Source organism: Xenorhabdus bovienii, from assembly GCF_024721015.1.
GTDB lineage: Bacteria > Pseudomonadota > Gammaproteobacteria > Enterobacterales > Enterobacteriaceae > Xenorhabdus > Xenorhabdus bovienii.
On the sequence record NZ_JANAIF010000015.1, the window covers coordinates 54,838 to 66,695 of the forward strand.

The 11,858-nt window shown below is 44.1% G+C and carries 8 protein-coding genes and 1 pseudogene; 3 read left to right on the forward strand and 6 right to left on the reverse strand.

Going from position 1 to position 11,858, the window contains the following annotated elements:
* Positions 1-202 precede the first annotated feature (202 nt).
* A pseudogene (locus NXS07_RS21590) lies at positions 203-382 on the reverse strand (tyrosine-type recombinase/integrase); the annotation flags it as partial.
* A gap of 492 nt (positions 383-874) precedes the next feature.
* On the opposite strand from NXS07_RS21590, the gene hpaB reads away from it, so the two are divergent.
* The 3 genes from hpaB to dtpB all read left to right on the forward strand — a co-directional run bounded on the left by hpaB (position 875) and on the right by dtpB (position 5,172).
* A complete protein-coding gene (gene hpaB / locus NXS07_RS06300) occupies positions 875-2,437 on the forward strand; it encodes a 4-hydroxyphenylacetate 3-monooxygenase, oxygenase component (protein ID WP_038218840.1) in 1,563 nt (520 codons plus the stop codon).
* A gap of 21 nt (positions 2,438-2,458) precedes the next feature.
* A complete protein-coding gene (hpaC, locus tag NXS07_RS06305) occupies positions 2,459-2,977 on the forward strand; it encodes a 4-hydroxyphenylacetate 3-monooxygenase, reductase component (protein ID WP_038195478.1) in 519 nt (172 codons plus the stop codon).
* 728 nt (positions 2,978-3,705) lie between these two features.
* Positions 3,706-5,172 (forward strand): dipeptide/tripeptide permease DtpB, encoded by a 1,467-nt coding sequence (gene dtpB / locus NXS07_RS06310; protein WP_046336367.1) that lies wholly within the window; start codon positions 3,706-3,708, stop codon positions 5,170-5,172.
* Between the two features lie 82 nt (positions 5,173-5,254).
* On the opposite strand, the gene NXS07_RS06315 is transcribed toward dtpB, so the two are convergent.
* The 5 genes from NXS07_RS06315 to NXS07_RS06335 all read right to left on the reverse strand — a co-directional run bounded on the left by NXS07_RS06315 (position 5,255) and on the right by NXS07_RS06335 (position 11,641).
* Positions 5,255-6,583 carry an MFS transporter gene (locus NXS07_RS06315; RefSeq protein WP_038195476.1) on the reverse strand — a complete coding sequence of 443 codons (1,329 nt, stop codon included), beginning with the start codon at positions 6,581-6,583 and terminating at the stop codon, positions 5,255-5,257.
* A 9-nt stretch (positions 6,584-6,592) separates the two neighbouring features.
* Positions 6,593-8,116 (reverse strand): signal transduction histidine-protein kinase/phosphatase UhpB, encoded by a 1,524-nt coding sequence (uhpB, locus tag NXS07_RS06320; RefSeq protein WP_258086386.1) that lies wholly within the window; start codon positions 8,114-8,116, stop codon positions 6,593-6,595.
* The gene (uhpA, locus tag NXS07_RS06325; RefSeq protein ID WP_038195474.1) at positions 8,116-8,724 is read right to left on the reverse strand and encodes a response regulator transcription factor UhpA; all 609 of its coding nucleotides are present in this window, start codon (positions 8,722-8,724) and stop codon (positions 8,116-8,118) included. The genes uhpB and uhpA overlap by 1 nt, the downstream gene beginning before the upstream one ends.
* A gap of 139 nt (positions 8,725-8,863) precedes the next feature.
* Entirely contained in the window at positions 8,864-10,243 is a 1,380-nt protein-coding gene (gene uhpT, locus NXS07_RS06330) for a hexose-6-phosphate:phosphate antiporter UhpT (RefSeq protein ID WP_258086387.1), read from the reverse strand.
* A gap of 333 nt (positions 10,244-10,576) precedes the next feature.
* Entirely contained in the window at positions 10,577-11,641 is a 1,065-nt protein-coding gene (locus NXS07_RS06335; protein WP_230581114.1) for a serine hydrolase domain-containing protein, read from the reverse strand.
* Positions 11,642-11,858 lie beyond the last annotated feature (217 nt).

Consider the following 11,858-nt stretch of genomic DNA (forward strand, 5'->3'; position numbering starts at 1 on the left):
ATAATAACAAATGATATATTTGCATTGAATATATAAACGCAAGCTATTAATTCAAATGAAAGTAAATATTGCGATGAACTAAATCCTAAATGGAAACAGACAAATTAATATTTGGCATATTTAGCAACATGAGGATTAAGTCAACCCAAATAACTCAACTTTGTTAGACAACTGCCCGGATTTCAAAGGGCAGCTTTCTGCCCTATAGTGATAGTAATTTACTTTCCCATTGCGCTATAATTTCCCGTTTTTCTTTCAGATAGTCGTAGCGATCGTAGTGTTTGGTTGAGACACCGGGTTTTTTATGGTTCTGTAACCTATCTCTCATCTCAGAACTGATCCCCATCTTTCCTGCAAGCGTCTTAAAGGTTCGTCTAATATCCAGTCATGACTCCAAGGAGTTATAATAACAAAATAAATTAATAAACATTTTCACCATAATATATAAATATATAAAATCACCATTCAATTCTTTAATTTAAACACATCCTATAATTTATAATTTAAATTATTTCTAATAAAAAATACATTCCAAAAAAAATAAAAATAAATAAAATTATGCTATTGACTCGAACGATATTTCTATCCAAAAAAGTCATCGAATATGTCAACGCCAAAGTTAATATTATTGCTATGGGTAAACTAACTATTTATTTCCCTTAGAAAATTCATGCCTTTAAAACACAAAGGTGATCACACTTTTGTAATAAATCATCCACTCTCACCGAAAAGTACCAGCTAACCTTCCGAAAGTCTCTTCAAGTGCGGCCACTTAGTCGCTTCAATCAAGCAATGGAAGTAAACATAAAATTAACACCACATCCCCATATAGATAACAAATCAAAACGGGGAATTTTTGACTTGTGAGGTAGCCATGAGATTAGAAGATTTGCGTGCCGACCATAAACGCCCGTTTACCAGCAAAGAGTACCTGAAATCGCTTCAGGATGGCCGGGAAATTTATATTTACGGCGAACGCGTCAAAGACGTCACGACACATCCCGCTTTCCGTAATGCCGCAGCCTCGATAGGTCAACTGTATGATGCCCTGCATGAGCCGGAAACCCACGATATACTCTGCTGGGATACCGATACCGGCAGTGGCGGCTATACCCACAAGTTCTTCCGCTTTGCAACCAGCCCGGATGAAATGCGCCAACAGCGGGATGCCATTGCAGAATGGTCACGCCAAAGCTACGGCTGGATGGGACGCACTCCTGACTATAAAGCAGCATTCTGCTGCGCATTAGGTGCTTATCCTGAATTTTACGGGCAGTTCGCGGATAACGCCCGCACATGGTATAAACGCATTCAGGAAAGCGGTATCTATTTCAACCATGCCATTGTGAACCCACCGATTGATCGACATAAGCCAGCCGATCAGGTTAAAGATGTTTTTATCCAGATAGAAAAAGAAACCGATGCCGGGATTATCGTCAGTGGTGCCAAAGTTGTCGCAACCAATTCGGCGCTCACTCACTATAACTTCATTGGTTTTGGTTCTGCACAAGTTATCGGCGATAACCCCGATTTCGCCTTGATGTTCGTCGCACCCATGGATGCCGACGGCGTGAAATTGATCTCGCGCGCTTCTTACGAATTGGTTGCCGGTGCCATGGGTTCACCTTTCGATTACCCCCTTTCCAGTCGGTTTGATGAAAATGACGCCATTCTGGTCATGGATAAGGTGTTAATTCCGTGGGAAAACGTGTTAATTTATCGCGATTTTGATCGCGCCCGCAATTGGGCTGTCCAAGGCGGTTTTGCCCGTCTGTTCCCCATGCAGGCCTGTGTACGCCTGGCTGTCAAACTGGACTTCATCACGGGATTGCTGCAAAAGAGCCTTGAATGTACTGGTGTGGTGGATTTCCGGGGTGTTCAGGCCGATCTGGGGGAAGTCGTGGCATGGCGCAATCTGTTCTGGTCACTGACGGATGCGATGTGGGCAGAAGCCAAACCGTGGGAAGGCGGCGCTTATCTGCCGGATACTCAGGCGATTCAGACTTATCGTGTCATGGCACCGATGGCTTATACCAAAATCAAGAACATCATTGAAAACAATGTCACCAGCGGCTTGATTTATCTGCCATCCAGTGTGCGCGATATGAATAATCCTGAAATCAATAAGTATCTTGAGAAATATGTACGCGGCTCTAACGGTATTGACCATGTAGAGCGAATTAAAATTTTGAAATTAATGTGGGATGCCATTGGCAGCGAATTCGGCGGGCGCCATGAATTGTATGAAATCAATTATGCCGGCAGTCAGGATGAGATTCGCCTACAGTGCCTGCGTCATGCCTATGGCTCCGGTAATATGAAGAAAATGACGGAATTGGTGGATCGCTGTCTCTCAGATTATGACTTGGATGGCTGGACAAAACCCCATTTACACAATAACCGTGATATTAACCTGTTAGATAAGCTGCTGAAATAAATCAGTAGCAGGAGGTCTATTATGTCTGTAGAAAATGAACATCGCCTGCGTTTTCGGAATGCGATGGCAAGCCTTTCCGCTGCGGTAAATATCATCACCACGGATGGTCCTGCGGGGCGATGCGGTATAACTGCAACGGCGGTGTGCTCTGTGACAGATACGCCTCCGACTCTGATGGTATGCATCAATCGCAATAGCGCCATGAATCCGGTATTTCAGGAAAATGGCCGCCTGTGTGTCAATATCCTGAATCATGAACAGGAATTGATTGCTCGTCATTTCGCCGGAATGACGGGCGTCAGCATGGAAGAGCGCTTTGGCTGGAATATCTGGAAAACGGGCGCTCTGGGACAACCGATGCTGAAAGAAACGCTGGCCAATCTGGAAGGAAGTATTGAGCAAATACAAGAAATCGGCACGCATTATGTCTATCTAGTGGAAGTCAAACAGATGGCCGTCAAGGAAGAAGGCCACGGGCTGATTTATTTTAAACGTGATTTTCATCATGTGATGGATAAAAGCCTGGCGGATGCGGTTTAATTTTATACGGTAATTTATCCAATATTTCCCCGGCCAATATTTTTCCAAGATAAGTAGAAGGCTCCATCCGGGAGCCTTCATCAACTGAACATTTCACTTTTCTCATAGCTCTCTGAAACAACAATCTAATAACTCTAATTTGTTATAAAGATACAAAAACGCACTTAATGATAAACTTAACTGAATATGAATTCAATAGTATTAATTTTGAATAAAATGATGAAATTTTATTTTTTATCACTAAGCATTACTAATTGTATTATATCGAATTTTGGATATTAATGGATGATATCAATAAGAATAGCTCAATAAAGAGTCGCAGGCGAATTCAACGGGTCTATTCATCTTATTGCACGGTATACGTACAGTGAAATAAGATGAATTTAACATTTGTTCAAATTCTATTACTGCACTGCCTCAAAAACAGGCATACATCATTGATTTAAAATAACCATATTAGGTTATTTTAAATCATTTAACCCTTTGATTAACAATTTTTGACATTAACTTAGTGAATATTCTGCTAAATCTGGTCTTACTTTTTACGTTAGTGTGATCTACCACTGAGAAGATATTACACCTGTATATTAACCTCCCGCGTTCTACGATCACTTGAATAAATAAACAAAATCACAACCCGTACAATACATTATGTTATCGTTCAGTTAACATCAGTATAAACTCTGGATGTATTGTCCATTGGAATGACAACTAACAGAGGCACCTCTATGAGTAAAACCGCACCCGTCGGTTTATGGGATCAACCAAAACCCTTTTTCATGATCTTTTTTGTTGAACTATGGGAACGATTTGGTTTCTACGGCGTTCAAGGCATTTTGGCCGTTTATTTCGTTCAACAACTGGGTTTTTCAGAAGAACAATCATTTATTACCTTTGGTGCGTTCACCGCTCTGGTGTATGGCCTGATTTCTATCGGTGGTTATGTTGGTGACCACATACTTGGAACTAAACGAACCATCGTTCTGGGTGCGATTGTCATGGCAATCGGCTATTACATGATCGGCCTGTCTATCATGAAACCGGAACTGATTTTTTATGCATTAGGCACCGTTGCGGTCGGTAATGGTCTTTTCAAGGCCAACCCCGCCAGCCTGCTGGCTAAATGTTACCGACCACAAGACCCCCGTCTGGATGGGGCATTTACTCTGTTTTATATGTCCATCAATCTCGGCTCTCTGTTTTCCCTTTCCCTCGCCCCGGTGATTGCTGAAAAATATGGTTATACCGTTACTTACAATATCTGCGGTATCGGCCTGATCATCGCCCTGTTGGTGTATATCGCCTGCCGTCGTATGGTACATAATATCGGCTCTGCACCTGATCATCATCCTGTCAAGCCCATCAGTCTGATTGCCGTTCTGATAGGTTCTGTAGTCATGATTGGTGTCTGTGCATGGTTACTGCACAATATCAAGGTTGCCAATATCGCCCTGTTCGCGATTACCACCATCGTCGTACTGATTTTCTTCTGGCAGGCATTCAAGCAGAAAAAAGTCGCCCGTAATAAAATGTTCGTGGCGTTTATTCTGATGCTTCAGGCTGTAGTGTTCTTCATCCTGTATAACCAGATGCCAATGTCCCTCAACTTCTTCGCCATTAACAACGTCCATCACCAGATCCTCGGTTTTAATGTCAATCCCGTCAGTTTCCAAGCACTTAACCCATTCTGGATTATCATCTTCAGCCCAATACTGGCGGTGGTTTACACCAAGCTGGGAGCGAAAGGTAAAGACTTCTCGATGCCGGCAAAATTCACCTTCGGCATGTTCCTGTGCTCTCTGGGCTTCCTGACAGCCGCCGCCTCCGGTTTGTTTGCCGACGCCCAAGGCATTACTTCACCGTGGTTTATCGTGCTGGTTTATCTGTTCCAGAGCATAGGCGAATTGATGATCAGCGCTCTGGGGCTGGCAATGGTCGCTGCATTTGTTCCCAGTTATCTGACCGGCTTTATTCTGGGAATGTGGTTCCTGTCACAAGCGGTGGCATCAATGCTGGCGAGTCATGTGGCGGTACTCACTGCGACCCCCGTAGGCGTGACTGATCCTCTGCAAACTCTGCCAATTTATATGAGTGTGTTCGGTAAAATCGGTGTTGCCACTCTGATTGTCGCCGTTATCATGACCTTTATGGTTCCGTGGTTGAACCGTATCATGAGAGAAGAAGTGAAGGCTTAATCTGCCGGGCTCTGATTGAAAAGACCCTCCACTCGATATTTATTCAGAGAACGAGTGGAGGACGCTCTCACCCTTTCTACGATTAACGTTGTACCCTTTGCTTAGGAAACTGTGCTTGCAGGAAAGGCAGCAATAATAAACCGATCATGACGGCGCAGACGGAAATGGTCATAAATAACCCTGACCAGTGATAGTTTTCCAGGATAATGGCGAAAGGATAGCCTGCAATGGCCGCGCCTGTATAAGCAAAAAGCCCGACAAAACCCGTCGCAGCACCGGCTGAATCTTTATGCGAACACTCTGCGGCAGCCATACCGATCAGCAATTGTGGGCCAAACACAAAAAAACCAATCGCAAAAAAGCCAAGCGATTGAAAAACCAACCCTGTGACAGGCATCAACCATAAAGCCGCTACTGACAAGAAAATACCCATCGAGAATATCAGATTCATCGGGCCACGATTGCCGCCAAAGAGTTTATCTGACCCCCAGCCTGCGACCAGCGATCCCATGAATCCCCCCACTTCAAAGAGCGATAATACGGCGTTTGCGCTCACTAAATCATAATGATGGTACTCAGTCAGATACAGGTTTCCCCAGTCGTTGATGACGGTGCGAACGATGTATACCAGCACGTAACTAAAGGAAAGCAACCAGATATATTTGTTGCGGAAAACGTAGGTTCTCAGGATCTCTCTGGTCGTCAGGCCTTTGCCTTGATTTTCCTGAGCCTTTTCTAACAGATCATTGCGAAACTGACCGATGGTCGGCAGCCCCATCGTGCTCGGCTTATCGCGTAATCGCCAGCATAAGAGTATGCCTGCCAAGATCCCGACACAGCCCGGCACAATAAATCCTTCTCGCCAGCTAAAATGCAAGGTTAAAAAACTGACGATCAATGCAATCAACGCACTCCCTACATGGTGTGAAGTATTCCAAATCGCCCACCAGAAGCCACGTTCTGAGCGAGAATACCAAGTCGTGAGTAACTTAGCGCATGAGGGAGAACCCCATCCCTGAAACCAGGCATTTAATATCCAAAGAAAGGTAAACATGACAATGGAGCTGGACAGCCCAAACAAGATATTGATGATCCCCGTGGCAATCAGCCCTATTCCCATAAAATAGCGGGGGTTGGAACGATCAGAAATAATGCCGGAAAAAAATTTCGAACAGCCGTAAGTGATATAAAACAACGTCCCGATGAGGCCAATTTCACTTTTATCAAGGCCAAGATCGGTGATCATGGCAGGCATCGCATAGTTGAAGCTTTTACGGGTAAAGTAAAATAGCGCATAGCCCACGTATAGATTCAACATAATATGCAAGCGCCAGTAACGGTATTGCTCCCGGATTTCTACATCGGACAGATTGCCGTGAGGTATGGGTTTGGATTGAGAAAAACCTGTCATGACCACTTCTTAAAGTTTGGGCAAAATGATCGATAAATCTGTACCAGCGCTTGTCGAGTCATTCTGTCGTTTTTCGCTATGAATGGAGAATTGGCCACCGAGTGCCTGTACGCGTTCCCGCATACCCCGTAAACCAAATCCTTTCATGTTATCTTCAGCCTTACAGCCAATGCCGTTGTCTTTAATTAATAAACGGATCATTGCCCTGACAGAAAAATGCAGCTCAATGCGATCCGCCTGAGAGTATTTTAATGCATTATTCAGGGCTTCCTGACAGAGACGATATAACGTGACTTTTGTTGTGTCACTCAATTGCTCAATGACCTCGGCAGAATTAGCTTCCCAATGGATTTCCACTGATATGCCGCAGTTTTCAAATTCCATATCCCGCAGCAATTGTTCGATCGCTTCTTTCAGACCAAGATCATCAAGGATTTTGGGACGCAAACAACTGAGTAACCTTTTGGTGGTATCATAAACATTAAGGGATAATGATTCGATAGTTTTGGCACAATTCGAACCAATAGGTGTCACTTCAACCCGCTGAATGATATTAGCTTGCGTCCTAATAGCCGTAATGTTCTGACCAATTTCATCATGCAGTTCTCGCGCAATATCGCGCCGTACCGATTCCTCTGCTTTGACTAATTGGCCCGCAAGACTACGGTTACGATAGAGCTCGCGCTTTAACTGTGTATTAAGATCACGCTGACGCTGAACTGCCATGCCAAGCATTATCCCGGTGATGGTTTGTGCCAAGAGCGATAACAGTAAGTCGGTGATTTCCATATTCGAAACGCCACTGCGCGCAGCAATCAATACGATGCTGTTCAGTAATGTTCCCAGTAAGGCACCCTGCCAACCATAACGAAAGGCCAACAAAATAATGGGGATAGCCAGACAGAACGGCGCAAAATAGCGTAATTCATTGGGAAAACCAATTTGTAACAGAATATTCAGTACAAATAGCAGGGCATACAGAATAACGCGATGAAAACGAAACTGGATTTGACGCGACACGACGTTGGCTGTCAGAGGCAGCCAGATGCTTTGGAACAGATAATGCCAGACTAAATAGCATGTGGGCACCAACATAACGCCACCGGTTAAGCTGACCAGAAACACGATGATCAAAGATGGATTGTGGTTACTCACTGCCACGACATTAATAATGGCGGTTGCTGTGATCACCATTGCCATGACAGCGAGCCGCTGCCATTGACTTCCGCGATAATAACGGCTGGCAACCCAGACAACAGGGAGGCTGGCTATGCTAGCAGTGAGCACAGTGAGCCATTGAGGCTGACCCATTAATAGCGCCAAACAGATGGTCAGCCACCATTCTGCACCATAAATGGTTGGCCAATAATGTTTTGGCGTATGTAATACGATGCCAAGGCGCAGAGCAAAAGGAAAAAATAAAATGGCCAGTTCTGGGTCATTAACAAAATAGTAGGCGATCACCCACAAGCAGAACCAACAACATGAGAACAATAACCAGCCACAAAATGAATTGATCAGATATCGACGCATTAGAGATCACTAGTCGTAAAATAATTTACTAAACCCACGTTATTTGTCACCCCCAATTTACTCATCATATTGGCGCGATGAACATGCACTGTTTTATGACTCAATCCCAACTCGGCCGCGACAACCTTGACATCCATGCCTCTGGCAAGCATTTCACCCACTTGCCGCTCTCGGTTGGTCAAGTAATCTAATGAAGTCTGACTATTTTTTGATGACGCCAGTTTCAGCGCAATATCCGGCGTGAGATAACAGCCATTATTTGCTGTGGTACGCACCGCCTGAAGCAGCTCATCCGGGCTACAGCGTTTGCTGAGATAACCACGAGCCCCCGCCTTCAATGCATTTTCTACCATAGTGACAGAATCATGAACACTGAGCATAATGCAGTGAATACCGGAGGGGAGATCTTGCAGCAATGAAAGCCCGCTCTCATCTGGCATTGAAATATCAAGAATACAAACCGTTGCTCCTGAGCCTGGCAGCCCATTTCTGGCTTCAGCACATGAACTGAATTGGCCGACGATTTCGATATCGGGTTCTAAACTCATTAATTGGGCGAAACCAGAGCGTACCACAACATGATCATCGACTAATGCTACTTTAATCATTGTTATTTATTACCGGATGTGGGAATCAACATAAACTACCGTTATCGATGTCGCTTCGCAATAGACTGAACATTGAGATAAAAGATAAGCAGAAAACGCCACTGCGTTCAGGCAGTGGCGTCAGTGTATTTCTTCAAGGTTATTGACTGCTTTTTTTTGCTTTTCGGATTTTTTTCTCTTCCGCAATGACAACAAAAGCAAGCAAGCCGATACAGATAAATGCCGAAGCATCCAGTGCAACAAAGGTACCTTTCCAGCCGGTTAAACCAAAAATGGGGACGCCATCAGCAATCATGCCCAAGCCGAGTTTGGCAAAGCTATCACCGATTAAGTAAGCAAAAGTCCCCTTAACCCCATCGGCCACACTGATCGCTTTTTTCGGTACAAAACCAACAGCAGCTACGCCGATCAATAATTGTGGGCCAAATACCAAGAAGCCGAGTACGAACAAAGAGGACAAATACATGAACTCACTGGTGGCATTTTGGTAGAACTCAAGACAGACAATAATCAAACCCAGAGAAATACAGGCAACCAGCGCACGACGACCATTAGCTAAGTCTGACAGATATCCCCACATCAACGTACCCACCAGCGCCCCAACTTCAAACAATGTAAAACCGGAAATCGCGGTTTCTTTTGAATGACCTAATTCCTGGTACGCATACACAGTTGACCATTGGTCGATACCAATGCGCACGACATAAAGGAAAATATTGGCGAAGCAGAGTAACCAAATCACTTTGTTTTTCAATACGTATTCAACAAAGATCTCGCGTTTGGTCATTTGATTTTCTTCTGCCGCGATATCTTCTTCGCTGACGGTTTCATCAAATAATTCTTCGACTTTGCCCAAGCCATAGCTTTCTGGCGAATCACTGCCGTAGCGTAAACCAATAAAACCAATGATCAGTGCAATGATAGAAGGAAAAACAAACATCCCTACCACATGGCCATCAAACAGGTAATTAGCACCAAATAGTGCAACCCCGGCAGCTCCTGCGCCACCCACGTTGTGTGACATATTCCAAAGGCCAAGATAGGTTCCGCGTTTATTACGGGGAGTCCATTTAGTTATGGTGGAATAACTAGCAGGCCCGCCAATACTTTGGAAAAAGCCACTGAGTGCATAACACGCCACCATCAGGAAAACGCTGATGTTGGAACTGCCCATACTCATACTGAAACCGATCATGGCAAGGCCAGACAGGATCAGCATAAAGGGAAGGAATTGTTTGGTATTTTTGCTATCGGCATAATAAGACACTACGGTTTTGCCGATCCCGTAAGTGATAGAGAACCCCAGTCCGATCAAACCCAGCTCCGTCATCGACAGACCATAAGTGGAGATCATGTCGTTTTGGGCTATGTTAAAGTTTTTACGCACCAGATACATGGCCATATAGCCAATAAAAACCACCAAGTACGACTGTATGAAGGGCTTAAACCACATTTTGCGGCGCTCTTCGACCGGAAGATCCAGCGTCGGCTTGCGAATTTGATCTAGAATTTTAAACATGTGAAATCCTCAGATAATCACGATAAGGAAAACCTTTTTTGTTGATGCAGGAGGAAGCAAAAAAGGGAGATCGCAGAAAAGCGAGAGTTTTCGTCGGTATTGTCATTACCCAGAAGTTTAAAAAAGTGGAGAAAGATTGGCTTGAGCTACAGTCTTAGTTGAATTAGGAATTTTTCCTAGTTTTACTCTTATCGGTTATAAAGCGTGATAGGGGTCACAATATTTGTATGCTGAACCTGAACTTCGGTTATTTTAAAATAGCTTAAACCCGCCGTAGGAAAAACAAATCCTGTTTTTCCATGCTAGCCCTTCAAAAGAAATCGGAATGTTTTGTTATTCAGTGAATGATGCGCCGAGCACGCGCAAAAGATCTTTTACTAAATAAATAGGCTGCCCTGCCATACTGGTATTGCAAAAAATGCATATCGCCAGGGCACGCCCCTGATAATCCGGCAAATAAAGCGCCCATGTATTAAATCCCGGCCCTTCACCACCGTGACCGAACAACCCTCCGTGCCCCCATTCAGGATCAATCATTAATCCCATCCCATAACTTGGCTTATGATAAAAAGGGCCAGCACTTCTGCCAATCGAAATGGGTTTACACATTTCCGCTAATAAAGCGGGGCTGAGGATTTTACCTTGAAATAGTGCTTGATACACCTGACATATCTCTTTGGTCGTTGAAACCATCAATTCTGTCTTGCACCAGTGAGGATGATATATTCCCGTTATGTTTTCCATCACATCATTATGATTAAGCCAACGGCTAAAACCCGGAATAACGGTGCCGTGATCGATATCACTAGCAACATATGTCTTAGTTAGCTCTAACGGCAAGATGATGCCGTCATTAATATTTTTTTGAAATGATTCTCCCGTCACCATCTCAATAACTTTAACTAATAGCATGTATCCGGTATTACTGTAATCCCACCCCTCCCCCGGAGAAAATTTCATGCCGTTTTCACCACTCAACGCCAGCGTATCGTCATAGCTCCAAGGAGTCCCCGGACTCGCCTTCGTTGCAGCATCATATCCATCAAACTCGGTGTAGTTAGGGACACCCGCAGTATGATTCAAAAGCTGTCTGATCGTAATAGCCGGATCGAGCCCACAATGACCAAGGATTTCCGTCAATCGTGAATCCAATGCCAATTTTTCTTGTTCAACTAATTGCAGTATTCGGATCGCCGTAAATGTTTTGGTAATGCTATAGATATAACACTGCTGTAATGCTTTCATTTCTGTTTTATTTTCAAATTGTTCAAACCCGCTAGCGCTATGCCAATGATTACCAAGAGAATCAGACAGAGTGACATTAACCCCCAGACAGGGAGAGAAAAGCAGCCAATTATCAAGCGCCCGCTGTAAAGCAACTGTATCAATCATCGTCATTAAGTAACCTTAACTTTATATTTTCCGGACGGGCGTAAAGTATATTTCTTTCGCCTGATATTCCTGATCACATTGATCAAATCCTAATAAATATTATCCTGCCTATTCGCTATATCATGCTAGATGGTGTCGTCATGAGAAATTTCGTGCAATAATAATGCCCCACCATTCCATCATAAGAGTTGATTAACCATGAGTACACCTGCACACCGCCGCC

What these genes read in the sequence shown, in the direction of transcription:
- hpaB (WP_038218840.1), top strand. Translation starts at nt 875, where the DNA reads ATGAGATTAGAAGATTTGCGTGCCGACCATAAACGCCCGTTTACCAGC.
- hpaC (WP_038195478.1), top strand. Translation starts at nt 2,459, where the DNA reads ATGTCTGTAGAAAATGAACATCGCCTGCGTTTTCGGAATGCGATGGCA.
- dtpB (WP_046336367.1), top strand. Translation starts at nt 3,706, where the DNA reads ATGAGTAAAACCGCACCCGTCGGTTTATGGGATCAACCAAAACCCTTT.
- NXS07_RS06315 (WP_038195476.1), bottom strand. Translation starts at nt 6,583, where the DNA reads ATGACAGGTTTTTCTCAATCCAAACCCATACCTCACGGCAATCTGTCC.
- uhpB (WP_258086386.1), bottom strand. Translation starts at nt 8,116, where the DNA reads ATGCGTCGATATCTGATCAATTCATTTTGTGGCTGGTTATTGTTCTCA.
- uhpA (WP_038195474.1), bottom strand. Translation starts at nt 8,724, where the DNA reads ATGATTAAAGTAGCATTAGTCGATGATCATGTTGTGGTACGCTCTGGT.
- uhpT (WP_258086387.1), bottom strand. Translation starts at nt 10,243, where the DNA reads ATGTTTAAAATTCTAGATCAAATTCGCAAGCCGACGCTGGATCTTCCG.
- NXS07_RS06335 (WP_230581114.1), bottom strand. Translation starts at nt 11,641, where the DNA reads ATGACGATGATTGATACAGTTGCTTTACAGCGGGCGCTTGATAATTGG.